We start from the raw sequence: 25436 nt of genomic DNA on the forward strand, positions 1-25436 counted from the left end.
TTTGATTGTGTTATTTATAAAATTATCCTATGTATTCAATTACTGTAATTAAACTTCACTACATATTTATTACTACCGGAAAATCAAACGCCCCTCTACATGGACTTGAAATGTTGCCCCCATCAAGTTAGCTCTGGTTAGGTCAGTACCAGCCAATCCTGTACAAAACAGGCTGGCTTCTCTCAAGTCAACATCAATTAGGTTGCATACCAAGTCGGCATAATCTAAAATGGCTTTCCTCAAATCGGCACCAGTCAATATGGTAAGCGATAGGGTAGCAGAGTCTAGGTTCGCACTGCTCAAGTTAGCACCGCTGAGATTCACACAACTCAGATTGGCTCTAGTCAAGTTACCACCGCTGAGATTGATACCACTCAACTCATTCTGACCTAGTTCGAGTTCTTCTAGGTCTTCCACGTTAGCAACGTTTAAGTTAGCATGACTTAAATCAACTCCAGGGAAATCTCTCTCTCCAGCAGCGTAACGTCTATAGCAATCCTAAATCATTATCATGATTGTGATACAATTATATGCAATACTTGATTGTGACAATAAAAAATGAATAACTTACAACTGCAACAAAAAGATAGAGAAAAAGAAATAGCCCAATTAGAATCTTTCATTAAAAGCGATATCGATGCCAGAGAGCTCAAACGAGCAATAGCTATAAGGATGGCGCTCTCAGGTAATATTTACCATGAAATCAGCAAAATATTAGGTGTAAGTAAATTTTTTATTGTTATTGGAAAAAACAATTTAAAACCAAAGGCATCGCCGGAATCAAACTAGGACATAAAGGGTCAAAAGGGTATTTAACAGCTCGACAAAATACTGAAGTAATCGAGTGGTTAAAGAATAAAGAATATTGGAATTTAGATGAGTTGGTTACTTATTTAGCTCAAGAGTTTGGTGTGATATATAAATCAAAACAGAGTTACTATGAACTTTTTGGCCGGGCGAAAATAACTTGGAAAAAAACTCAAAAAACTAATCCTAAATTTGATAAAAAACTGGTAAAAAAAAATCCGGAAGAGATTAACGATATTTTATTTAAAAACAAGGCTGGTATAGAGTATGGGGAAATAATAGTATTGTTTTTAGATGAATGTCATCTACTTCATGGTGATCTAACTGGTTATGTTTGGGGTCAATCTAAAATCAGAATTGAAGTCCCAATTACCAATGAAAAAGATAGACAAACTTATTTTGGCGCACTCAATTATCAAAGCAAAGAATTCCATATTCAGAGCCATCTATCTGGTGATGGAAAATCAACAGTTAAATTCATAAAATACTTACAAAATAAATATAAGAATCGCAAGATTATCTTGATTTGGGATGGAGCTAGTTATCATAAATATGGATAATTTAGAGACTTTTTATTAGAACTAAATGGTGACAAAGAACCTGAGAATTGGTCAATTACTTGTATTTTATTTGCTCCCAATGCGGACCAACAGAATCCCGTTGAAGATATTTGGTTACAAGCTAAAAACTTTTTAAGAAAGTATTGGTATTTATGTAGGTCTTTTAAGATTGTCAAATTTTTGGAGAGAGTTTTTTACTAACGAACATAAATTTGATTTCCCCAAAATACATCAATATACTTACACAGAGAAAATCATTTAGGATTGCTCTAGATATAGAAAATCATTTAGGATTGCTATATATAGTTCTTCAACGTCCATAGCTTTCTTATTCAAGCTGTTTATACTTTCATAGTAGCGCGATTACTTCTACTTTTTATCAATAAATATATCAAGCTGTGCGAGAGGTTGAACCCGATCGCATACCAACTAATCCAGATGGCTCAGAATGAATACAACAGTCCTAAAATCTCAACTCTCAAATCTAAAAACGCTAACTGCGCCGAATATTAAAACAACACCAATCTTGGCGCTTCCACAGAGTAGCCACAATCCAGCCGTGCTGTTCGAGAGTGTCAGCAATTGGCTTAGCTTGTTCGAGCAAAATGCCGCTGAGGACGGCCCAAGTAGTGGGCTTGCTAATTGCTGTAAACTGCGGTATCAAATCGATGATTACTTCTGCTAAAATATTGCACATGAAACCGTCGATCGGCTCATCGACCATTTCTTTGAGCCGATCGATACTGCCGAGTTCTGAAACCAACTGCTGGGGATTGACGCGGTTGAGTTGTCGGTTGCTGATGGTCGATCGCACTGCCAAAGGATCGGTATCCAAAGCATAAACTTTTGTAGCGCCCAACAACACCGCGCCGATCGACAAAATACCCGATCCGCAGCCAATATCCGCAACTATGCACTCTTTGTCATCAAAACCGAGACGCATTTCCAGCGACTCCAGACACAGTTGAGTAGTAGCGTGAGTGCCAGTACCGAAGGCCACACCGGGATCTAAACGCAAAATAATGCGATCGGTATCAGTCGGTGGGGGCAGCCAAGCCGGATTAATTAAAAAGCGATCGCCCACTTCTTGAGGCTGCCAGTGCTGCTTCCAAGTGCTGCCCCAGTCCTCATCTTCAATTAAATCCCACTGCATCGCAGGTAGGGGCAAACCTGCACACAGAGCATCTTGGCGCAGCCACAGAGACAGAGCGGCCAAATCGAGCAATCCTGCCTGTTCTTCGGGCAAATAAGCCGACATCAGGCAGGAATTGCTTTTGATCTCAGTGGCAGTTCCCCGACAGCTAAACTGTTCCAGACGCCAAAAGATGATATCTTCCAGCGCCGGATCGCAAATAATTCTAATTTCCCACCAGCTATGTGCCATAACAATTTTAGATTTTAGATTTTAGATTTTAGATTGGCCCTGGGGAACTGGAGACTGGGAACTGGAGAGTGAAGAATGAGGATTGACTATTGACACTCCCTGTGCTAAAGCAGCAGGGATTCTAAAGAAACTACCAAAAGGTAATTCTTGAAGGCGCTGTCAATTCACCCCTACCAACTCCGTCAAGGTCAAGCCCTAACATTGTCGCTACTTTTCTCAAAATGTTGGCCGCACCATTGCAGTCAGCATTGATGTACCAGTTTTTTGAACTCGTTCGGTACAATCCGCGTTTTACTCGTCTACCCGTCTCCTTCCACCCATCGGGTTTTTCACCGATTGTAGGTAGAAAATCACGGTCTACGAATGATGCTTTAGAAGTGTAACTTTCTTCAGTCTCGACGAATTTAATGCCGTACTGTTCGCATAGCTGAGCGATTCGGTTTTTTAGTCGTGCTGTAGGGATTTGAACAAATTTTTGATTTGTCTTTTTACCCATGTTGGCAGAATCTTTCTGCCTTTTGTTCCACCCAAAAACGATAACACCGATTCCGTTCTTAATGCAGTGATTGACTGCTAGACGAGCTGCTTTACTCACAGCATCACGCATTTGACGGTTTCTTTTTTCGGTCAATCGCGCTAATTGATGCGACCAAAAACCATTATGCTTGTCCTCCATCAAAGTTGCTACTCGCTTGTTGTACCATTGATTGACCGACTTCAAGTGCTTGCCATCAATAATAAAGCTTGTCCCTGAATTACTAACACAAGTAAGCCAGTTATCGATACCATGATCGATACCTAAAGCTTTTCGATTGTCTGTGACAGTTTGGGTACTGGGTATTTTGTAAACAAACTCGGCGTAAAAACAGCCATTTCTGGGGAGAATTCTAATTTCTCGGAGATCGGCATAGTCTAAGTTAGTAGGCATGGGGACTTGAAAACTCTTCAATCCAAACCAAGCTTTTACTCTTTGACCGAGAGGAATTGAAATTTGACCGTCAATCAACTTTTTCCCAAGCGCTTGCTTTGGATAAGCTATCAAATGAAATCCGCCAGGAGTTCGGTAATTCGGGAATTTTGGCTCCCATTCAAGTTTGCCTTCCCGAAACAGTTTAATTAATTCTTTAAACGAACTTACTGATTCACCAACAGCACCACAAGTCTGTTGAGCAGCTTGAGCGCATAAAGCCCCGTAATGAGGATTGCGCTTTAATGCGTTGATTATGTCAAACGGACGCAGGCAAGTATGAGTTTTGAAATACATTTGGCGAGCGTAGTAGACTGCACAATTGTGCAGTTTGTTCGATTCTTGACAAATATATTCTAGAACTGCCTTGAGTTCTTTATCAGGCTTGAGTAGTATTTGTTGGCATCCAAACATTTAAGTTTCGTCGCTGTGATATGTTGATTATACACCATCAATCAACGGAGTCAATCACTCTATGGCGAGTTTGTCAAAAAAGGATTTAGAGTATCGGCACGAGAGTAACGCCGTTTCACTGATCAATATGCACTTTGTTTTTATCCCAAAACGCCGTAAAGCCGTCCTGGTCGGCAAAATCGCCCAACGGCTGCAAGAAATTATTTTCGAGGTAGTAACGGAAAACAGATGGAAGATTATTGCTTTGGAAATTATGCCAGATCATGTACATTTATTGGTTAACGTTAAGCCGACTGACTCCGCTAGCTTTGTCATGCAAAGAGTCAAAGGCAGGGCTTCGAGTTACTTGAGGAAAGAGTTCCCTGAATTACTGAAATTGCCTACCTTGTGGACTCCTAGTTATTTTGTCGGTAGTGTTGGTAACGTCTCAACTGAAACCGTGAGAAAATACATTGAAGAGCAGAGGAATAAATAATATGGAACACTCGTAGCCTAAAGGCTAGAACTGCGTTTCATCCCCGGCTTGAAAGACCGGGGTTCTGACACGACGCGCTATAGAAAAATTCCCGCTTTCTTGCCAATTACCAACGACCAATTACCCATTACCAATTATCAGTCCTTGCATCCAAAATCTAAACTCCAAAATCCGTCAAAGATTTACCGTGTAAGCATCCCGAATTCCCGGAACTTTGAGGATCTCGGCCAGTATCCCCTCTGGTAGAGGGTCATCGAGGCTCAAAACCATCACCGCATCGCCGCGCACGATTTTGCGGCCTACTTGCATACTGGCAATATTGACATTAAAACTGCCCAATTGGGAACCAATTTTGCCAATAATCCCCGGCATATCGCGGTGCAGGGTAAACAGCATATGGTGAGTGGGGGAAACGTTGACCGGGAAATCGTCAACGCTGGTAATCCGAATTTCGCTTTCGCCGAGCACTGCACCTGTCACGGTGTGTTCGCCGAGAGTTCCCTTGGCCGAGAGGTGCAGGGAACCGGTGTAGTCGCGAATCGAGGCGTCTCTGGTTTCGACGACGCGAATTCCGCGTTCTTTGGCTTCAATGCTGGCGTTGACGTAGTTAACGCGCTCTCGCAGGGCTTGGGAGAGCAGGCCTTTGAGGGCGGCGACGACTACGGGCTGGCTTTGGTTGCTGGCCAATTCGCCTTGGAGTTGGACGTTGAGGTAATCGACTCGGCCTCCGGCTAGCTGGCTGACTAGGTTGCCGAGGGTTTCGGCGAGTTGCAGGTAGGGTTTGAGTTTTTCGATCGAGTCTGGGAAAATTCCCGGTATGTTGACAGCCGATCGCGCGGGCAATCCCAACAGCACGTCGCGAATTTGTTCGGCAACGTCGATCGCCACATTTACCTGAGCTTCGGCGGTGGAAGCTCCCAAGTGGGGCGTCAGCACGATGTTCTGGCCGACACTCCGCAGCGGGGAATCAGCTTGCAGCGGCTCATGTTCGTAAACGTCGATCGCTGCGCCGGCGATCTTGCCTTCTTTTATGGCTTCTGCGAGGGCTGCTTCGTCGATGATGCCGCCTCTGGCGCAGTTAATGATGCGGGCCGTGGGCTTCATTTTCGACAGCACTTCAGCGTTAATTAAGTGCAGGGTTTCCGGCGTTTTGGGGATGTGCAGGGTGATGTAGTCGGATTCGCGCATCAGCAGTTCGAGTTCTACCAACCGACAGCCCAACTGTTCGGCTCTTTCGGTGGAGATGAAGGGGTCGTAAGCCAGCAGTTTCATGCCCATTGCTTTGGCTGCGGCGGCGAGGTGCGAGCCGATTTTGCCCAAACCGACGATGCCGAGGGTTTTTTTATAAACTTCTACGCCGATAAAGCGGTTGCGTTCCCATTTACCGCTTTTGACAGATGCGTTGGCTTCCGGGATGTGGCGGGACATCGAGAGCATCATGGCGATCGCGTGTTCGGCGGCGGCGATCGTGTTGCCTTCGGGGGAATTGACGACTACAATTCCTTTACGGGTAGCTGCGGGTACATCGACATTATCTACGCCGACGCCGGCTCTGCCGATGATTTTGAGTGAATTCCCGGCTTCTATGATTTCTTTGGTAACTTGGGTACCCGAACGGATCATCAAAGCGTCGTAATCTGGAATAATTCGTACCAGTTCTTCGGCTGAGAGTCCTGTGTTTACGTCAACTTGCGCGACTTGGGAGAGGATGTCAATTCCGGCTTGGTCGATCGGATCGGATACTAGAACTTTAGGCATAGCAAGCAATTGAGTGCAATAGTAAAAATAGACCGAGCGTTGGCGAGCTCAAAGTGAGACTTATGACTTAGAGCAGTATCTAACAGCTCAGCTCGAGCTTGCCTTTGTGCAGTTTGAATTGTATATGTATTCGGTCAAGGTCGGCCGTTTTTTGCGTGAAATATTTTAGCTTTGCGGGCGATCGGACTTTACGACCGCGTTAAAATCCCCCAACTGCTTAGCTAGTATGTCTTTTCGGACTATAATAGACTTTGGCTATTCAAGCCTAACTATCAGGAATTGTTTTCTAATGAATTATCTTATCGCCGTACTGCCCGATCGAATGCAAGCCGAAGCTGCCTACTGTGCTCTGGAAAAAGAAGGCTTGCCCATGAAGCAAGTGAGCATTTTGGGCCGCGGCTACAAAACTGCTGATGAATTTGGCTTGATCGACCCCAACCAGCAAGCGAAGAAACAAGCTAAACTCATGGCTGTTTGGCTGATTCCCTTTGGCTTTATTGCTGGCGTTACTTTCAGTCTGATGACAGAGTTGAAGACTTTTGCGTGGGCGGGGGAAATTGGCGATCACGCGATCGGTGGCTTACTCGGTGCGATCGCCGGTGCGATGGGCAGTGTTTTTGTAGGAGGCGCGGGCGGTATGGCTTTTGGTAGCGGCGATGCTTTGCCCTACCGCAACCGTTTGAATGCGGGTAAATTTTTGATTGCGGTTAAGGGTACGGACGATTTGACTGGGAAAGCTGCGAATATTTTGCAGCAGTTTGAACCGGAAAATATGCAAGGTTATACAGAGACTTAGTTATTAGTCATTAGTCATTAGTCATTAGTCATTAGTCATTAGTCATTAGTTAGTCGTGATTGGTTATTTGCGATCGGGAAAATGGGTTTAAAACCCCGTCCTTTTAGGACGGCTTTTCTTGATTCTTAATGTACTGCTTCAATACTTCAATTGGTGCGCCTCCAACCGAGCTAACAAAATAGCTAGGACTCCAAAGAGCATCTTGGCCGTAGGGCTTGGGGTATCCAGCTTGACCATATCGACGGCTAGATACCCCTTTTAGCGCGTTGACAATGCTGGACACGGAAAGCTTAGGCGGATACTCAATTAATACATGGATGTGGTCGGCTTCACCGTTAAATTCAATAATTTGAAAATCCATCTTCCGTGCTACTTCCCGGAAAGATTCTTCAATTAAAACAAGGCTTTTAGCCACAAAGACGGGTCTTCGATATTTAGTTACACAGACCAAGTGAATCTTAAGATCCGTAACGCTATGTCTTTCTCGGCGGAGCTGGGTTGACATTGATTGTAGACCAATACTAGCATTCGCAATGAAAGCCAGATATCGCTACAGATTCTACCCAACCGACCAACAACGACAGAGCCTAGCTCAGTTGTTTGGTTGCGTGAGGGTAGTCTGGAACGATGGTCTAACTCTTTGTAAACAGTCTGAAAAGTATCCGGGGTTTAGCAAGCTATCTGCTTTGTTAACTCAAACCAAAAAAACTGATGAACGCCAATGGCTAAAAGATGTTTCGTCTGTTCCTTTGCAGCAGTCTCTCAGGCAGTTGGACATTGCTTACAGAAACTTTTTCAATTCTTGTAATGGGAAGCGAAAAGGCAAAAGACTAGGCTCACCCAAGTTTAAAAAGAAGACAAATTCACAGTCTGCTGAGTTCACAAAAGCAGCATTTTCTCTAACAGATAAATCTGTATACTTGGCTAAAATTGGTACTGTCCACCCAATATGGTCAAGAAGCCTCCCGTCTGAACCTAGTTCCGTCACGGTAATCAAAGATTGTGCAAATCGTTATTTCGTAAGTTTTGTCGTAGAAATTCAGCCAAGTCAATCTGAGGCTAACAACCAAAGTATCGCAATTGACTTGGGGATTAAAACTTTTGCAGTGATGAGCAATGGCGAAAAAGCGGAAAGCCCTAGCTATAAAAAGCTAGACCGAAAAGTTCGTAAACTGCAACGCAAGTTAGCCCGCCAACAAAAAGACTCTAAAAGAAGAAACCTAACACGAATCAAAATCGCCAAATTACACAACCGCATTGCCGACACTCGCAAAGATTTCCTGCATAAACTGTCAACCAAAGTAGTCAACGAAAACCAAGTGATTGTTTTGGAAGATTTGAATGTGTCAGGGATGGTTAAGAATCGCAAACTTGCTAGAGCAATTAGTTTGCAAGGCTGGAGAGAATTTAGAACTTTGTGTGAAGCTAAGTCTGAAAAGTTTGGCACAGAGTTCAAGGTAATTAGTCGATGGGAACCCACCAGTCAGGTTTGCTCAGATTGTGGCTTTAATTGGGGCAAAATCGATTTGTCTATCCGTTCAGTGCTTTGTTTGAGTTGTGGCACTGAGCAAGATAGAGACGAAAATGCTGCTAAAAATATAGAAAAAGTCGGGACAGGGCATTGCCACGACTCTAAATGGTCGCAGAGGGACTGTAAGACTACTTCGGTAGCAAGACCCGATGAAGCGTCAAGAATCACCGCTGAAGAGATCACGGTGAGTATGTCAACTTTTCCCACTCATTCATGGTATGATAGACTGCCAAAGGTTGCGTTTGGTATGACCTATGAAAATCCTCCACGGGACTTGGATTCCTCAAGCAGAAGAGAATTTTATTCAACCTGGAACGTTTTATATTTGGGTTGAAACCACTGAAAAGAAAAAACAGCCTGCTAAGGTTCATCCCCGACAATTGGAGACGGCACAGTTAAGAGAGTTTCTAACGAAAGAAGCCGGGATGCAACTGTCAGCAGTCAGCAATACAAGTGCGATGGGGCGAGAATACGCGATCGTCCCTCGGTATTTTTTACTGCCCACTGCCGACAACCAGCCGTTGCCTTCTTTAGAACTAGCGCGATATTTAGAGACAGAGTTACCGGAAACATTTGAGTTGGAGTATTGGGAAGTTGATTGTGTGTGCATCGCCACCCACACTTTGACTAAAGTATTGAACGATCTGCATTTTTTTGCCCTCTACGATTTAGCAGAAGTTCAGTTTGGTTCAGACTTGCTATTTTGGTATCACTACACCCAAAATTTTAAGCAAATTGTTCTGAAAGATCATTATATTCCGGCGTTGCGCTATCGAGAAACTGCTCCGATCGCGATCGCACCCATCGAAACATCCGAACCCGCTGAGAAAGCCACGCGCGGGCGTAAGAAAGCGGGCGAGACAAAAACCAAAACAACTGCAAAAACTCCAAAAACACCTGCCAAAATTGCACCCAGTTTTGAGATTTATCCGGGATGGGAAATTGTTTCAACACAGTACGAAACTGATTTACAACGCTATGTTGAATGGATGCCTTTAGTTTGTGTTTCCGGTTTTCGGAAGATCCAGCTACAAGATACACCAAAGTTCTACGATCGCGAACGGTTGCTGCGGCATTTTTCCGAGTGTGCGATCGCGGAAATTGTCACTCAAACCCCCATCCCAGCATCGTTTGAAAATAAGATTGCGGATTCTTTACTCCAAATCTGCCTCAACCAAACACGAAAAATCGCGCGAGTAAGCCTCGATCAATACCAACAATGGCAAACCTGGCGCGATCGCATTACGCGCAATCAATCTGCTGACTCATTCTCCCTCTGCTTTCAACTACAATCCCCCGAAAACCCCGAACAGCCTTGGGTTTTAGAGTTTCAGGCGGCTGCGAAAAAAGACCCGTCTCTGCGGATGCCGTTGCAGGATTATTGGCGATCGCGATCGACTCAACAAAAACAGTTGCAAACACAATTCGGAGACAACTTTGAGCAACATTTGCTGACAAATCTCGGCTACGCTGCCCGCATTTATCCCCAACTTTGGCAAGGGCTAGAAACCGACAAACCCGTTAACATTAACCTCAGCTTAGATGATGCTTTCACCTTTCTCAGCGAGTCCGCTTGGGTATTAGAAGATGCCGGATACAAAGTGATTGTCCCCGCTTGGTGGACGCCGAAGGGACGACAGCGGGCGAAGATTCGCCTGCAAGTCAAAGGGAAGGGCAGCAAGAGCGCTGCAATCAAGGGCAAAGGATTGTTTTCGGCGGATTCCTTGGTGGAATATCAATATGAATTGGCGATCGGGGGTGAACGGGTTAGCGAACAAGAATGGCAGGCGTTAGTAAATAGCAAAACACCGCTGGTGCAGTTCCGAGGACAATGGATGGAACTGGACAAAGACAAGATGCAGGAGATGTTGGAGTTTTGGAAAAAACATCGCCAAGAAAACCCCGATTTAAGCCTGATTGACTTTATGAAGTTGACGGCAGAAGGAGAAGCGAGCGAACAGTTGGAGGTTGAGCGCGATCGGGCGTTATCGGATATGTTGGAGAAGCTGCACGATAAGAGTCGGTTAGAGTTAATTGCAGATCCAGCAAAGTTTCAGGGCAAACTCCGGGATTATCAAAAGCGCGGTGTTTCTTGGTTGAGTTATTTGGAAAGTTTGGGATTAAATGGCTGTCTTGCCGATGATATGGGTTTGGGTAAATCGGCGCAGGTAATTGCTCGATTATTGCAAGAGCGGGAAGTTTTATCTACTACAAAAGAGACAGAAAAAAAGACAGAAAAAGCTATCGCACCTTCGGTTCTACCCACGCTGCTAATTGCGCCCACATCCGTAGTTGGTAACTGGCAAAAGGAAATGGAAAAGTTTGCTCCAGAATTGCGATCGCTGATTCACCACGGCCCTGGGCGCTTGCAAGATGCCAAAGCATTTAAAGCGGCAGTCCAAGATTGTGATATGTTGATCACTTCCTTTACCTTGGTGCGAAAAGACGAGAAACTGTTGAGCAGCGTAGCGTGGCATCGCGTGGTAATTGATGAAGCCCAGAATATTAAAAATCCGAAAGCGGCGCAAACCAAGGCGATTTTAAAGTTACCCGCTACCCATCGACTAGCATTGACTGGAACACCCGTGGAAAATCGATTGCTGGATTTATGGTCAATTTTTAATTTCCTCAATCCGGGCTATCTGGGTAAAGAGGCGCAGTTTCGGAAGTTGTTTGAATTACCGATTCAAAAACATGGGAGTCGCACACAATCAGCCGCGCTCAAAAAATTAGTAGAACCTTTTATCCTGCGCCGTCTGAAAACCGATAAGTCGATTATTCAGGATCTCCCCGACAAAGTTGAGCAAAAACTCTACTGCAATCTCACTCGCGAGCAAGCTTCGCTTTATGAAGCGATTGTGAAAGAGGTAGAACAAGAAATTGACGCGGCGGAAGGGATGAAGCGCAAGGGGATGATTTTGGCGACACTGCTGAAGCTGAAGCAAATTTGTAACCATCCGCGCCAGTTTTTGCAAGATGAAAGTGAGTTTACACCAGAGCGATCGCACAAACTGGAACGGCTGATCGAGATGATTGAGGAAGTCAAAGCAGAAGGCGAAAGTTTATTGGTATTTACGCAGTTTACAGAACTGGGAAGCGCGTTGGAAAAATATATTAAACAAACGCTACATTACAACACTTACTACCTCCACGGGGGAACCAGTCGCGAAAAACGGGAACGGATGATTTCAGAGTTTCAAGATCCAGAGTCTGAACCTTCGGTATTTATTCTGTCACTGAAGGCGGGCGGCGTGGGAATTACGTTGACAAAAGCCAATCACGTGTTCCATTTCGATCGCTGGTGGAATCCGGCAGTGGAAGATCAGGCGACGGATCGGGCGTTTCGGATCGGACAGGAAAAAAATGTGTTTGTGCATAAGTTTGTGGCAATTGGCACTTTGGAAGAAAAGATCGACCAAATGATTGAGGACAAAAAGAAATTGGCAGGGTCAATTATTGGTGCGGATGAGTCGTGGTTGACTGAGTTGGATAATGAGGCATTTAAGAAATTAATTAGGCTCAATAAAAATGCGGTTCTAGATTAGGAGAAATCAAAAAATATGTCACAATTTACTCGGACTTGGTGGGGCAATAAATTTATCGATGCGCTAGAAAGATTTACTGATTCTGGACGACTCGGAAGGGGACGTTCCTATGCCAGGAATGACAAGGTAAAAAGCTTTAAGATTAATGATGGCTTAGTGATGGCAGAAGTAAGAGGCTCGGTTAATCCTTATTTTGGGGTTTATAAGGAGCCTCTGTACAAAACTAAAATTGAGTTTGAGCCGATTAGTCAGGCAAAGTGGCAAGTGGCGATCGCCCAAATGGCATCAAAAGCCAGCTTCATTTCTCGGCTGCTGCTCAACGAAATGCCCGACAATATTGAAAAGGCTTTTGCACCCCTCGGATTGCACCTTTTACCCAGCAGCCGCGAGGACTTTAAGACTACTTGCTCTTGCCCAGACTATAGCAATCCCTGCAAACATATTGCCGGAGTTTATTATTTGGTGGCGGCCGAATTGGACAAAGATCCATTTTTACTGTTTGAATTACGGGGGCTTTCTAAGGAAGTGCTGCACCGCGAATTAGCAAAAACGCCTTTGGGGCTGGCACTTTCTGCCGAGTTGACGGCGGATGCAGCGGCTCCTGTGGCGGTGGATTCCTATTACACGCAGGCGATCGCCAGTGAGGCGCAAACGGTCAGCCTGAAAGAGTTTTGGCATGGTGCGAAGCGATTGCCGCAGACGATTGAGGTGGCAGCGCCAAGTGGGGTAAGTGCGATCGTGGTGAAGAAACAGGGAGATTTTCCACAGTTTTGGCACAAGGATGGTTCGTTTATTGAGGCGATGGAAGAACTGTATTTGCGGGTGAAGAAGAATAAGTAGTTGGGTGGACAATTTTGCTGCCATACTCGATCGAGCTCTTGCAAAAACTTTAACTCGAAGACTTCATAGATTTGGTACAATAATCGTGCTCATCATATCAGCTTTACCAGCAACTAAAATCATAAGATCGTTATTTGATGATTTTAGACTATAATTAAATTAGTGCGACTGTTAAAAAAGTAGACTTTTTAGTTACAGCAAACTTTGGCAATTTCAAATTAGAATCTAGCATTAACTGATGTTACAAAGAGAAGAACTGTTAAAAGGCATTGAAAACCGCGAATGTGTGGCGCGGGCGATCGACCAAGCGGAACAAGCAATTAAAACTTGGGAAGTTACTCTGACTGATTTTCTGTCGCCTCCAGAATTGGCGGACACTCTGACGGTATTTAAGCGCTTAACTGATGTGGAATTAGTGGCTTGGGGCGGCTACCCGCAAGCTGAAAGACAAAGAATTGCGATCGCGCGATCGGATATCCCGATCGACTCTGCTAGCGTTAATGTTGCTGCGGTAGAAATTGCTGGCAATTTCTTGTTCGATACAGCTTCTCACCGCGACTTTTTGGGCGCGATGTTGGGTACGGGAATTGTCCGCGAGAAAACTGGCGATGTGATTGTTTTGGGAGAACGCGGCGCGCAAGCCATTGTCATGCCGGAGATGGTAGAGTATTTGGAGATGAGTTTGCAGCAAGTGCGATCGGTTCCGGTGAAAACTCGGCGCATTGAATTGAGCGAACTCAAAATTAGAGAACCGAAAAAGAAAGAAATGACAACCGTTGAAGCATCGATGAGATTGGATGCTGTTGCTTCGGCCGGATTTGCAATGTCTCGCAGCAAAATGGCCGATTTAATTGACAGCGGCGACGTGCGAGTTAACTGGAAAGACATTACTCAAGCTAGTTATAATGTCAAGTCTGGAGATTTAATTGCTGTTACGGGCAAGGGAAGATTGGAAATTGGGGAAGTTGCTGTTACTAAGAAGGAACGGTATCGAGTGCAGTTAACTCGATATTTGTAATTTATAGCCCAGAAACCGGGGTTTTTCCGAGAATATGGATACACCGCGTAAAAACTGCGAAAAACCCGGTTTCTTTGGTTTCTGTGGTAGTCCTGGACGCTTGGTAAAATTGGGGAAGGTTCATTTGTTTGTGGGTGCGATTATTTGTCCGCGGGCTAGTTTGTTTTTCCGCGAGTCCGCCAGGGGTTGAAACCCCTGTCTCATAGCTAAAGTCGGTTGAAACCGACTGAAGAATATGGTGAAAAATAATCGATTATGGTGACAAATACTTGATTGTTTATTTAATGTGCTTTTCAGTCCTCTTTTAGAGGACTTTCGCTATGAGACGGGGGTTTCAACCCCCGGCGGACTTGTGGGGTAGCGTAGGGGATTTTGGTGGCGGGGATTTTGGTAGCCCGAATGTGCGATCGACTTTTGGTAAAATTTGGGTTAGGGGCGATCGAATGTTTGTCCTTGGGTGGGGGCAGGTTTATTTATATTGTCGATGATCGCGATTATTCCTCTTTCGCCCGAAACACCTTTTCTACCGACTTCACCAACAGTTCTCGGGGCATCAATCGAGGCATATTGGCGATGATTTGATTGGGAATTCCCCCTGTCACAACATTAGACTCATTTTTGTCTAAAGCTTTCAAAGCATCTCGCACTACTTCCGCCGCGGGAACGAGTTTTTGCCCGCTGCTGGATGCCATTGATTGAGGGAATTCAGCTACTGCAAAAAAGTCCGATTCTGTCGGCCCTGGACAAAGGCATAAAACGCGAATTCCTAAATCTTTGTTTTCCGCCCAAAGTGCCTCGCTGAAACTCAAAACAAAGGCTTTAGTCGCTGCATACATCGACAAGTACGGCATCGGTTGAAAAGCTGCGATGGAGGCAACATTGATAATACTTCCTGATTTTCGCTGCCGCATTCCCTGCAAAAATAAGTGCGAAAGTTCAACTAATGCAACAATATTTAGTTGCACCATTGTTAGCTGTTTCGCAAGCGGGCGATCAACAAAAGCACCATAATCGCCAAAACCCGCATTGTTCACCAACAAATCAACCGTCCAACCTTTTTTAACAACCGCGTCAAACACAGCATTTGCGGCTCCTGGTGCGGTCAAATCTTGAACGATAATTTCGACCAAAATATTGAATTCCTGTTGCAGTTGAGCAGCTAGCTGTTGCATTTTATCTGCGGAACGAGCTACCAAGATTAGATTGTGCTGGCGTTTGGCTAATTCGGCGGCAAAGGCTGCACCAATTCCGCCAGAAGCACCGGTGATTAAAGCAGTGGGCATGAACTTAATTCGGATATTTGAGTTAGGCTTTATATATTTTAACAATTATCTCGGCGAGGAACCTGTAGAATAATTAAAAGGGAATAGGTGAGTTTGATGGCACGTCTTACCGATCGAGCTTTTGAAATTTTGCGGGCAGAAGTTGACAAGTGCGCGGCGGCTGATAGTCTAGCGGGTGAAGTGTACCGACGGATGGTAATCAAGCGGTTGGAGAAGTTACGATCGCAAAACGGCACTTTCGCCTCAAGAGAAGAAATCCGCGATACCTTCAAAGACGAATTTCCTAACTTCAGCGAACAAGCTCTCAAAGCTGCCCTCAAAGCCAACCGCCCGCCCGGATTGTTCGGTAAAATCATCTTTGCTGGGAGTTTGCTGGGAAGTGCAGCGGGGATAATTTGGCTGATTAACCTACCTTTTCCGATGATTCGCTGGCCCGTAGCGAAGACAATGCCGATATTGTTGCTGCCGAGTTTTATCAGTATGGATTACAATTACCGGCAGGCGATCGCCCTTGTGGAACAATCCGATCAACTGGTGAATAAAGCCACGGCTGTCGCTGATTTTGACTTGGGCGAAACCAAAGCAAAACAAGCGCAAAAATACCTCGACGCTTTGCCGGTTTGGTTTTTAGGTTACTATCCACAAACCTACTGCTCTTTTTTCGGTTGCAGTTGGCGGTTTACACTCGATGAATTTCAAGCCGCCCGCAAAAATGTCGGGCGGATGGATGCTCAGATTTTCCAGCAAAAAAATGCTTTTACTCAGTTAAATCAAGTCGAACAAACGCTAAAGGCGGCGAAACAGCAGTATCAGGAAGCAAAAACTGCTGCAGACAGACAAAAAGCGACGGTAAACTGGCAAAGTGCGATCGACCAACTCAATCAAATTCCTGCCGAAACCCTCGCGGGAGAAACGGCTAAGAAAATACTCAAAGCAGCAGAAAGAGACTTTCAAGCAATGGGTGGCGTCGCCACCGGTTCTGTGCAGGCTGACAACTTAATTGAAGCTGCAAAAGAATTTGCTCTCTCCGCCGCCGTCGCCTCCCAAAAACCGCCGCATCCAGCCGCACAGTGGGAGCAAATAGCAGAATTGTGGCAAGAAGGAATTAACCGACTAAAATTGATTTCTGTCGATAACCCGGGCTATCTCGACGCTCAAACCAAACTCGCTGAATATCAAAAAAACTTAGGAATTACCCAGATTAGACTGGAAGCCGAAAAAGATTCTGCAACAGCTTTGCAAGCAGCTAAAAGCTTGTTGGCAAACTTGCAAAAAGATGTAAATTCTCAAAATCCAGGTTACTCCCTCAGCCAGTTGCAACAAATTATCAATCAATTAGAATCCGTGAAACCCGGGACAACTGTTTATCCCGAATCCCAAAAATGGCTGCAATCTGCTCGCAAAAAACAGCAAGAATGGCAAAAAAATTAAAGGTTTGGGATTGGGAATGAGGCATTGTTAGCAGTTGACTGTTGACTGTTGACTGTTGACTGTTGACTGTTGACTGTTAACTGTTGACTGTTGACTGTTGACTGTTGACTGTTGACTGTTAACTGTTAACTAATGACTAATCACTAATAACTAATAACTAATAACTAATAACTAATAACTAATAACTAATAACTGATGACTGATGACTAATGACTAATGACTAATGACTAATGACTGATGACTGATGACTACTGCCAACTGCCAACTGCCAACTGCCAACTGCCAACTGACAAATTACCAAGTCGGGTCAACATACAGATTAATTGTCACTTGCTTTTTCCCCGAAGGGATGCCGGAAATACAAGCACAAATCGTATCTCCGCCATCAATTTCTACTTCGCAAGCGTGACAAGAACCCATGAGACAGCCAGTAGGAATAGAAACCCCTGCACGTTTGGCTACATCTAGCAAATGCTCTCCCGCTTCAGCTTCAACTGTCACGTTATCTGGTAAAAAACAAACTTTTATCATTGAATTTTAACCTCAACTCTAACAAACAACAGTTAACAGTCAACAGTCAACAGTCAACAGTCAACAGTTAACTAATTAACCTAAAATATGCTTGATATCTAAATGCTTTTCCACTGTATCTGCTAGAGTATCTAACAGAGCTTCTCGGTGTTCTCGGTAATTAGAAATACCTGTAGGCAATGCGCGGAGTCCCCGCTGCTGCCGCAAGTGATTTAGCCAAGCTCGCCGCCAAGCTCCGTTGTCAAAAATGCCGTGCAGGTAAGTACCCCAAACTGATTGAGAAGTATTGACAATTCCTAAACTCGCATCGTCAAATAGCGGTTGAGTTAAATCTGACTCCCGCATTTGGGTTCTTCCTTGATGAATTTCGTAACCGGAAACTGGCAAACCCGGTTGAGGATAGTTAGATGTTACGATCCGTTGGCGGGCAATTTTGTTCGGTGCGATCGCAGTTTTCAAAGGCAGCAATCCCAATCCTTCAAATTCTCCTTTTTCTCCCTCAATGCCTTCTTTATCGCTGATACTTTCTCCCAGCATCTGAAAGCCGCCGCAAACTCCCATGACTGTACCGCCAGCTACTAAGTAATTTTGAATAGCTTTTGCCATACCTGTTTGGCGCAGCACGTGCAAATCAGAAATTGTAGTTTTAGAACCTGGTAAAATCACGGCGTCTGGATGGCCTAAATTGTCTTTTGGGCTGACATATTTGACTGTGACGGTAGTTTCCGACTCCAGGGGGTCAAAGTCGGTAAAATTGGAAATTCGGGGCAAGCGGATGACCGAAATATTTATGTCGGTTTGAGAATTGGGAGAACGCCGATCGAGCAAATCGAGAGAATCTTCTGAGGGAAACACTTCGTCTATCCAAGGAATTACCCCAACAACCGGGATTCCCGTTCTTTCTTCTAGCCAAGTTAAACCCGGATCTAATATCGATTTTTGTCCTCGGAACTTATTAATAATGAATCCTTTAATTAAAGCCCGTTCGTCGGGATCGAGCAATTCCAAAGTACCGATAATGTGAGCAAAAGCGCCGCCGCGATCGATATCAACTACTAGCAAAGTCCGAGCTTTTAAATATTTAGCTACCCGCATATTTGTTAAATCGCGGTGTTTGAGATTAATCTCCGCAGGGCTACCGGCTCCCTCACACACAATCATGTCAAATTCTTGACTGAGAAATTGTAAAGATTCCCGAATAGCTTGCCAGCCGATATCGAAATACTGCTCGTAATATTGAGATGCTCGCACATTTGCGATCGCCCTACCCTTGACAATCAATTGAGAAGTCATGTCTCCTTGCGGCTTGAGCAAAATTGGATTCATTTCTACCCAAGGTGCGACGCCCGCAGCCCAAGCTTGCACTGCTTGAGCATAGCCAATCTCTCCACCGGCGGCTGTGACATAGGAATTCAGTGCCATATTCTGACCTTTAAACGGAGTTACCCGCCAGCCGCGCCGAGAAAAAATTCGACACAATGCTGCAACAAGTAAAGATTTCCCTGCGTGAGATGTTGTTCCCACGACCATAATTGCTTTCATAATATTAAGGGATAAGGAAAAAGGAAGAAGGAAGAGGGAAGAAGGCAGAAGGCAGAAGTAAGAAGGCAGAAGGCAGAATCAAAAAAATTCTGGTTTCTACCTTTTGCTTTCTTCCTCAAGATAACGGCTTATCTTCTCCTGATAAATTCTCAGACTTGGATTCAGCGGCCGGTTTAGCAGTTTCGACTAGATCCGGATCGGGGTGATTCGGGCGACTCAATTCAGTTTGTTCTCCCTCAGAAGAGAGTTCTTCCCCTGTCGATTCGACGATCGAGATCACTGATACTGAAACCGTTTCCACCTGCACGCTCAACCCAGGTTCTCCCGGTACTTGTATCTCTACAGGCTCTGCCACTTCCACCACAGTCATTTCTACAGATGGTGCTGGGGCTTCTGCTTCCGGTACGTCTGCTGCTGCTTCCGGTTCACCAACCGCAGCCGGCGGTGTCTGGATTGGGGCGGACGATCGCTCCTCGATCGGAGTTTCCCCTATTTTGTCAAAACTCGCGATGTCTGCCGCCATCAACTTGGCCATTGCTTCAACATCGGTGGGAAACGCCACTTCTTGGCTGGTTTCAACAGCAGTGTTGCTGCTTTCGGCTGCAACTTCCGCAGCCGCCTCGGCTAATTCGGATTCGAGAATTTGGTCGATCCCCGGTGCAGGAATTGCCGTTATTTGAGATTCAGGTGCGATCGATTCTGGAGTGGCTGAAGGTGTTGGTGCCGTCTGCGGAGTTGCATCAGACTTGTTTTTACCCGCACCCCGTCCCAACATACCGCCGAGACTATTTTTGATATTGCCGAACAGACTTCCGAAACCGCCGGATTTTTTAGCTGCTTTGGCAGGAGTTGGGGCCGCCGCCGCTGCTGCAGCCTGCGACTCTTTAACGGCTGTCCTCCATTCTGTTTCTATTTCCTCAAAATCATCCGCTTCAGGCTGCTGTTTGGCTTCTGATTGAGCCTCTGCTGGCTCCACAGTTGCTGCTGCGGCAATTTCTGAAAATTCTAGAGGTGGAGGTAGAGGAGTGAAGCTGCTGGCTAATTCTGCTGGGGTTGGTGAAGTCTCAGCAGCAGGAGTTTCGACCGAAAACACGGGTATTTCTGCAATTGCAGGTGCGCTCCTGTCGGGAATTTTCAAGTCAGGGACGATCGCACTTTCGGCCGTCGGCTCGATCGAACTTTCAGCAATAATTTCAGCTATTGGGGGAACCGCCGGCTGTTCCTCTAGCTTTACCTCGCCCTTATCCGCAGCGGGTGCTGGAACCGCATCAGTTTTTGGTTTGGGCGATCGAACAAACTTAGGTTTTTTCGCTGCGGGCTCTTTTTTCTTGGCAAACAAGCCCGCCAACAGTCCACCTGCAGCCCCCGGCAAATTCACCGACTGAGGAATCGGCGTTTGCTCAGCAACGGGCGTCACCAGCCTGCGTAAAGTCAGAGTTTCCCAAGCAAACCAGCCCAACATAGCCACGCCCGCCATTTGACCAAGCAGGAGAGCACCAGTAATTCGTCCCGCACAAGCCCATAAAATTAACGCATAAAAAAGCCCTACCCCACTCCAGGTAAAATCACTTTTGCGGTGAACTTCTGGAAAAAAGAATGCCGCCATGTAAATACTGAAGCTGCCCAGACCGACCGCCAACGCCAGAAAGTATGCAAGCATATTGTCGGTACCTCCGCTGTGTCAAATAACTTCTACGCGATAATTCTACCTTTGAGAGAGACTCAACGGCTTCTTTCTCTAGGACAATTCTCGATTTGTAGGGAAGTTCGGCAATGCGCCGTGTAAGGGATGTAACGGATTTAACGGATCTTGACGCAATAACTCAAGCGTAAAGATTTTCTCAATCTCCCCCACTTCTCCTCTCCCTCTCCCCCTATACCCATCACCCCCTATGCCCATCACCCCCTGTTCAGTCGTGATATGTGTCACCTAACTATGCCTGTACGATCGCACCAAAGGACTGAGGATGTTTATATGTTGTAGGTGTAAGAGGAATTATGCCCTGGGGCATATGTATTGGAGACAGTGCCATGTTAGAAAAACTGTTGTTATCGGCCGCCTTAACCTTATCGCTTCACATATTTGCCGGAGCAAGCACTTCCGCGAAATTACCGAAAAATTTGGTATTGCGATCGAGCGATCGCCCGGTTCAAACCCTGAAAGTTCCCATCGTTGCAACACCTGCGGCCCTCAAGCGGAACGTCCAATCCTAATGATACGTGCCAGATAATACGTGCAAGTGCGATCGGACTTAGGCAGAGCCTCTCTATAATATTTTTTTCGAGCTGTTCTATATTTTATGTGACCGTTCACAACTCATCAGTTTGTAGTGAGGACTAAATTTCTCATTAATATTAGCTAATAAAGACTTTAGTCCTTACTACAAACCGTAGGTCAATCAAGAGTAGCAGTTCAAACATTAATTCCTATAACATACTAGACAAATCTCAACATCAGGTTGTCTAGTAGAGACATTCAAACCTTAAAAAACTTGTGTAACCTTGAGTAAAGGATCAAAATAGATATATGATCGTCAAATTGAGATCGAAGCTAATAAGCACATTGACGATTAAATCAAGGAGAGTGTAAATGGGACTTAGCGATCTTCTATTGAACGAAAACAACAGAGAAACTTTTGTTGATGATTGTGTAAAGTTGATTGACGAACAGGTTGCTTCAGCGCCGGGGTTGGGCGGTCTTGCTCTTAAAGCTGCCTACTCTACTGTCAAGGGGATACGGGCTGACTATTGCGCCCAAGTCGTAGATCAACTTCTGCCAGAAATCTCGATCGCGCTCGATCCGATGTGGACTGAAGCGGTAAACAATGGCAACCCAGTAGAATATCTAGCCCAAAGAAAAGCTGAAGTAGCAGACGAATTGCTCCACATCAGCGACAAAAGAGTCGAGAACAGCACAAGAGCGATGGTTAAAGGCGCCTATGCCAAACTCCGCCCCTCAGCGAAGACTTACGTGGAAAAGGGAGTACCGGATTTAGCCGAAATTATTAATAAACACAATAGTGCGGCCTGATAAGTGAGCCACGGCTAAAAAAACAGAATACCCAGATACCAGACTTCTTCAAGAAGTCTGGTATCTAAAAGAAGACAGGACTTACTCATGCAGTATCAAAAATCGGGCTTTGAGATGGCGGCGCATAACGAACAATGACATAATTATGTTGTCTCTGCGTCCAGGACTGTAAGACTTATTCGTAAGTTGGCAGTTAGGAGGGAGAGTCCTAATTTTAGTGTTATCCATTGCCAATTACCCATTGATTTACAGCCAATATTTTCAACATCGCCTGTCCGGTAATTCCCAACCCCAATAACATTACAAACATCGCACTAATCGCAGGCATAAATTTGACGGCTGTTATATGTTTTGGCAGTTTATTAAAATTACGTTTGGCATAAACTAAGATTAATCCGATCGCACTCAGCACTAAAGCCAATCCCAAACTAAAGGCTACCACGAGCGTCATTCCCAAACCCACATTGCCCAAAGCCGACGCGCTCAACAGCATCACCAAAGCGGAAGGACAAGGCAACAAACCGCCAGAAATTCCCAACGCCAATAAGCTTTTCCAAGTAATGGGAGAACCGTCAGCGCCGGGTGGTAAATGCGAGTGAATGCGGCCGTCTCCGTGATGGTGGTAGTGGTGAGTGCGATCGGGTTTTACAGGTTTAAATTCTCTCTCCCAACTTCCTCTATTTAAAAGATTTACTGGTTCCTCACAGTTTGTAGTAAGGAGTTTCGTCCTTGAAAACCAGTTTTTATTAAAAATTTTAGTCTTGATTATTTTGAGAAATTCAGTGTTCGCTACAAACCTAATTTTGCTTCTTTCTAAAAGTAAATTAAGCCCGATCGAGGCTACTAATAAACCCGAGATTAAACTCAGCCAAGGATCTAATTTTGCGGGGTCGATTAAGTTAGAAGCAAACAAAGTAATTCCGCCCACAGCAAACACGCCCGCAGTGTGAGTAATTGTAGTAGTCGCTGCTAGAAATAAAGCGTGTACCGGAGTAGCCCGCGCACCCACTAAATAAGCGCCGACTATGGTTTTTCCGTGTCCGGGCGACATCGCGTGCACGCATCCCCAAGCAAAGGCTCCCGCTACTGCTAGCAGCAAACTCCAACCAGAATCCCAGATAGATTCATTTCCCGTTAACAAAAACTCCCGGTTTTGCGGCGTAAACACAAAGCTTTTTACAGCACCGGCTTGCACGATCGTAGCTTGAGAGCTAGCTGTCAGCACTCCGGGCAAAAACAGATTGTAATTAATCCGCAATTTCTCGGGTTTTGAGAGGGAAATTGCATCAGATAAACCGGGGGTTTTATTTTGAGAAGGTGCAGGCCAGGTGTAGTTTAAGATTAAGGTGCTGTGGGTATTCGGCTGCTGGATTAAGCTGGCGGTTTTAGCTGCTATTTCTAGCGGTTTTACTGCTACGGAGCCTTGAATGTTGCTGCTGTTGGTGATGCGAATTTTTTGGCTGAAAAACTTTTCTAGCTGTGTTTGGTGGCTGCGAACTTCAGCAGGTTGTAGCTGGCTGTCTCGATTGTCGTCGGCGAAGTTGGTCAAGCCTGTTGGGAAGGTTAATGTTACTTCGGTTTGCAAATCGTTGACTACTATTTCTGCTACAGATAAGTCAGACCAGTGCGAGTAAACTGGTCTGGTTGAGGTTGTTAATAACAATGCAAGTGTTAGGAAGAATAGGACAAATAATTTTGAAAATCGGTTCAGTTTGTACTGCATAAATACATTTTTTTTGTTGTTGTTTGTGATTTTTTAGGGGAGCGATCTTTTCGTGAGTCCCACAGTCCGCCAGGGGTTGAAACCCCTGTCTCATAGCGAAAGTCGGTTGAAACCGACTAAAAGATTTTCTACTTTTTAGTGAAATATTTTAGTCCTCTTGAGACGACTTAAGCTTTTAGGCAGGGGTTTCAACCCCTGGCGGATTGACGGAATGGCGAACTTGGCCGAATGGCTGCTATTAGCTAATCTCAAAATTCATAACTTCCCAAACCCAATGCTTGGCGAGATCGATCGTCAAAACTCGGGTCAATTTCCTTGGACTTTTGAAAATAAGCGCGAGATTCGGTATCCTTACCTAAAGTCCGGGCGATCGCACCAGCCCGGTAAAACATCCCCGCATCCCGAATCCCCGATCGCATTATTTCGACCATCACTCGATCGGCTTTTTGCCATTCCCCAGCGCTCGAAAGCGCCCAGGCGTAGATATCCAGAGTCACAGCATCCCTGCGGATTTTCACCTCCTCCTGCATTAACAGCAGAGCTTCGGCGACATCCTGCGATCGACCTTTTTCCAGCAGCAAACTTGCCAAATCCCTGCGGTGGCCAAAACCGCCAGAAACCTGTTCCTGTCGCAGCCCAGCTTCTGCTTTGTCGCGAAGTCGCCGGGATTCGATCGCATCTCCCTCGAACTCTTTAACCCTCGCCATACCGCGATCGACAATGCGATCGAACACAGTCGCAACCCCGCCAGAATACGCAGAAACCTTGCTGTAATAGCCTTCAGCTTCCCGATAATTGCCCTGGCGCGTCTCCAAATCCGCCAAATAAATCAGCGCCAGCGGGTATCGCGGCACCAACCGCAGCGCCTCCAAAAACAGCGCTTTCGCCTGCACAAACTGCCCGCGACGCGCGTAAAATCGACCCAAGAGCGATCGGGCGCGCGCCGAACCAGCAACCTCTCCCGGTTCCTCCGCCGCCATTGCTTCCCGGTAATCCTGCAAAACCTCAGCATCTCGGCCCTGAGACTCTCTCACTAAAGCTCTCAAAGTGAGAGAACCCAAGTTCGGAATCCGGTTAACTAAGGCTTCTGCGGCTGTATTTGCCTCGCTCACTTTTCCCATTGCTAAGTGAGATGTAACTGAAAGGGCGATCGCATCTTCATTGTCAAAACCCACCTGTTTAGCAAAGCGCAAAGCAGTAGCAAAATCGTGTCTGGCCTCGGCAATTCGAGCTAAAACTAACAGCGCACCTTTGTTGTCAAAAGGCAAATCGGCGATCGACCTTTGAGCCGCTTGTTCTGCCAACAAAAACCAACCGCCCTCCCCAGTTGCGCGAGCCATTTTCAAATAAGATCCCGCCAGCGCCGCCCGGTTCAAACCGCTTTTTGAATCCACGGCCAGCCGCTGCTGATAAAAAGCAATTTCTTGCTGAATTGCTTCTTTTTGATTGGGATTATTTCTCAATGTTTCCGAGAAATGATAGCGGTAATTAGCATCAAGCTCCGCCGGACTTTTTTCAGAAAAAATATCCGAAACAAAACGCAAATTAGGCGGTAAATTAATAACAACAATACCCACTACAGGAACTACTATCAGCAGCCACCACCCGAAAACATCCGATTTTATTCCTTGTCCTATTTTTGTTTTCATACATCTGCGTTCATCCGCCTTCATCTGCGGTAAAAAATCCAAATTCTATAAACTTGCGCGGTTATTGGTTATTAGGGAGCATCTCAGTTTTGCAAAAAGCATTTTTTTTATTATAGTGCGAGCGTCCCCGCTCGCGTATTCTACAAATCGC

At 45.4% G+C, this 25436-nt stretch carries 22 protein-coding genes; 11 read left to right on the forward strand and 11 right to left on the reverse strand.

Annotated features, from left to right (window positions below):
* Positions 1 to 72: 72 nt before the first annotated feature.
* Positions 73 to 417, reverse strand: a complete 345-nt coding sequence (locus tag QUA56_RS32785; RefSeq protein ID WP_333367045.1) for a pentapeptide repeat-containing protein — start codon at positions 415 to 417, stop codon at positions 73 to 75.
* A 141-nt stretch (positions 418 to 558) separates the two neighbouring features.
* Between QUA56_RS32785 and QUA56_RS32790 the strand changes: the two genes are divergently transcribed.
* Both QUA56_RS32790 and QUA56_RS32795 read left to right on the forward strand, forming a co-directional pair.
* Positions 559 to 789 carry a helix-turn-helix domain-containing protein gene (locus QUA56_RS32790; RefSeq protein ID WP_333367048.1) on the forward strand — a complete coding sequence of 77 codons (231 nt, stop codon included), beginning with the start codon at positions 559 to 561 and terminating at the stop codon, positions 787 to 789.
* Positions 780 to 1367: a winged helix-turn-helix domain-containing protein gene (locus QUA56_RS32795; RefSeq protein ID WP_333367095.1), complete on the forward strand. Its 588-nt coding sequence runs from the start codon at positions 780 to 782 to the stop codon at positions 1365 to 1367. The genes QUA56_RS32790 and QUA56_RS32795 overlap by 10 nt, the downstream gene beginning before the upstream one ends.
* Positions 1368 to 1860: 493 nt before the next feature.
* Here QUA56_RS32795 and prmA read toward each other — a convergent pair whose 3' ends face one another.
* Together prmA and QUA56_RS32805 are read right to left on the reverse strand one after the other, a co-directional pair.
* Complete coding sequence (gene prmA / locus QUA56_RS32800; RefSeq protein ID WP_333367050.1) at positions 1861 to 2751, reverse strand: 50S ribosomal protein L11 methyltransferase; 891 nt, start codon at positions 2749 to 2751, stop codon at positions 1861 to 1863.
* A 130-nt stretch (positions 2752 to 2881) separates the two neighbouring features.
* Complete coding sequence (locus QUA56_RS32805; RefSeq protein WP_333367054.1) at positions 2882 to 4132, reverse strand: transposase; 1251 nt, start codon at positions 4130 to 4132, stop codon at positions 2882 to 2884.
* Between the two features lie 61 nt (positions 4133 to 4193).
* Here QUA56_RS32805 and tnpA (QUA56_RS32810) point away from each other — a divergent pair, with 61 nt between their 5' ends.
* The gene (gene tnpA, locus QUA56_RS32810) at positions 4194 to 4607 is read left to right on the forward strand and encodes an IS200/IS605 family transposase (RefSeq protein WP_333360979.1); all 414 of its coding nucleotides are present in this window, start codon (positions 4194 to 4196) and stop codon (positions 4605 to 4607) included.
* 174 nt (positions 4608 to 4781) lie between these two features.
* On the opposite strand, the gene serA is transcribed toward tnpA (QUA56_RS32810), so the two are convergent.
* Positions 4782 to 6365 (reverse strand): phosphoglycerate dehydrogenase, encoded by a 1584-nt coding sequence (gene serA, locus QUA56_RS32815; protein ID WP_333367055.1) that lies wholly within the window; start codon positions 6363 to 6365, stop codon positions 4782 to 4784.
* Positions 6366 to 6654: 289 nt separating this feature from the next.
* Between serA and QUA56_RS32820 the strand changes: the two genes are divergently transcribed.
* Positions 6655 to 7161: a hypothetical protein gene (locus QUA56_RS32820; protein WP_333367058.1), complete on the forward strand. Its 507-nt coding sequence runs from the start codon at positions 6655 to 6657 to the stop codon at positions 7159 to 7161.
* Between the two features lie 103 nt (positions 7162 to 7264).
* Here the strand turns inward: QUA56_RS32820 and tnpA (QUA56_RS32825) are convergent, their stop codons facing one another.
* Positions 7265 to 7666 carry an IS200/IS605 family transposase gene (gene tnpA, locus QUA56_RS32825; protein ID WP_333367060.1) on the reverse strand — a complete coding sequence of 134 codons (402 nt, stop codon included), beginning with the start codon at positions 7664 to 7666 and terminating at the stop codon, positions 7265 to 7267.
* 28 nt (positions 7667 to 7694) lie between these two features.
* On the opposite strand from tnpA (QUA56_RS32825), the gene QUA56_RS32830 reads away from it, so the two are divergent.
* The 4 genes from QUA56_RS32830 (at position 7695) to QUA56_RS32845 (ending at position 14095) form a co-directional block, all read left to right on the forward strand.
* Positions 7695 to 9026, forward strand: coding sequence for an RNA-guided endonuclease InsQ/TnpB family protein (locus QUA56_RS32830; RefSeq protein ID WP_445242971.1), 1332 nt, complete (start codon positions 7695 to 7697; stop codon positions 9024 to 9026).
* Positions 8947 to 12237 (forward strand): DEAD/DEAH box helicase, encoded by a 3291-nt coding sequence (locus tag QUA56_RS32835; protein WP_333367063.1) that lies wholly within the window; start codon positions 8947 to 8949, stop codon positions 12235 to 12237. The genes QUA56_RS32830 and QUA56_RS32835 overlap by 80 nt, the downstream gene beginning before the upstream one ends.
* A 15-nt stretch (positions 12238 to 12252) precedes the next feature.
* On the forward strand, positions 12253 to 13077 hold the full coding sequence (locus QUA56_RS32840; protein WP_333367066.1) for an SWIM zinc finger family protein: 825 nt from the start codon (positions 12253 to 12255) through the stop codon (positions 13075 to 13077).
* A gap of 238 nt (positions 13078 to 13315) precedes the next feature.
* The gene (locus tag QUA56_RS32845; protein WP_333367069.1) at positions 13316 to 14095 is read left to right on the forward strand and encodes a photosystem II S4 domain protein; all 780 of its coding nucleotides are present in this window, start codon (positions 13316 to 13318) and stop codon (positions 14093 to 14095) included.
* Positions 14096 to 14589: 494 nt separating this feature from the next.
* On the opposite strand, the gene QUA56_RS32850 is transcribed toward QUA56_RS32845, so the two are convergent.
* The gene (locus tag QUA56_RS32850; protein ID WP_333367071.1) at positions 14590 to 15378 is read right to left on the reverse strand and encodes an SDR family oxidoreductase; all 789 of its coding nucleotides are present in this window, start codon (positions 15376 to 15378) and stop codon (positions 14590 to 14592) included.
* A 96-nt stretch (positions 15379 to 15474) separates the two neighbouring features.
* Here QUA56_RS32850 and QUA56_RS32855 point away from each other — a divergent pair, with 96 nt between their 5' ends.
* The gene (locus QUA56_RS32855; protein WP_333367074.1) at positions 15475 to 16809 is read left to right on the forward strand and encodes a hypothetical protein; all 1335 of its coding nucleotides are present in this window, start codon (positions 15475 to 15477) and stop codon (positions 16807 to 16809) included.
* Positions 16810 to 17103: 294 nt separating this feature from the next.
* Here the strand turns inward: QUA56_RS32855 and QUA56_RS32860 are convergent, their stop codons facing one another.
* The 3 genes from QUA56_RS32860 to QUA56_RS32870 form a co-directional block, all read right to left on the reverse strand.
* Entirely contained in the window at positions 17104 to 17340 is a 237-nt protein-coding gene (locus tag QUA56_RS32860; protein WP_333367077.1) for a 2Fe-2S iron-sulfur cluster binding domain-containing protein, read from the reverse strand.
* 75 nt (positions 17341 to 17415) lie between these two features.
* Complete coding sequence (gene cobQ / locus QUA56_RS32865) at positions 17416 to 18882, reverse strand: cobyric acid synthase CobQ (protein WP_333367080.1); 1467 nt, start codon at positions 18880 to 18882, stop codon at positions 17416 to 17418.
* A 115-nt stretch (positions 18883 to 18997) separates the two neighbouring features.
* Positions 18998 to 20542 carry a Ycf66 family protein gene (locus tag QUA56_RS32870; RefSeq protein WP_333367082.1) on the reverse strand — a complete coding sequence of 515 codons (1545 nt, stop codon included), beginning with the start codon at positions 20540 to 20542 and terminating at the stop codon, positions 18998 to 19000.
* Between the two features lie 371 nt (positions 20543 to 20913).
* Between QUA56_RS32870 and QUA56_RS32875 the strand changes: the two genes are divergently transcribed.
* Positions 20914 to 21096: a hypothetical protein gene (locus QUA56_RS32875; RefSeq protein WP_333367085.1), complete on the forward strand. Its 183-nt coding sequence runs from the start codon at positions 20914 to 20916 to the stop codon at positions 21094 to 21096.
* Positions 21097 to 21472: 376 nt separating this feature from the next.
* On the forward strand, positions 21473 to 21913 hold the full coding sequence (locus QUA56_RS32880) for a DUF6918 family protein (protein WP_333367088.1): 441 nt from the start codon (positions 21473 to 21475) through the stop codon (positions 21911 to 21913).
* Between the two features lie 220 nt (positions 21914 to 22133).
* Here QUA56_RS32880 and QUA56_RS32885 read toward each other — a convergent pair whose 3' ends face one another.
* Together QUA56_RS32885 and QUA56_RS32890 are read right to left on the reverse strand one after the other, a co-directional pair.
* On the reverse strand, positions 22134 to 23636 hold the full coding sequence (locus tag QUA56_RS32885) for a HoxN/HupN/NixA family nickel/cobalt transporter (RefSeq protein ID WP_333367090.1): 1503 nt from the start codon (positions 23634 to 23636) through the stop codon (positions 22134 to 22136).
* Positions 23637 to 23884: 248 nt separating this feature from the next.
* Complete coding sequence (locus tag QUA56_RS32890) at positions 23885 to 25285, reverse strand: hypothetical protein (RefSeq protein ID WP_333367093.1); 1401 nt, start codon at positions 25283 to 25285, stop codon at positions 23885 to 23887.
* Positions 25286 to 25436: the final 151 nt, after the last annotated feature.

This window comes from Microcoleus sp. N3A4 (assembly GCF_036701805.1).
Taxonomy (GTDB): Bacteria; Cyanobacteriota; Cyanobacteriia; order Cyanobacteriales; family Microcoleaceae; genus Microcoleus.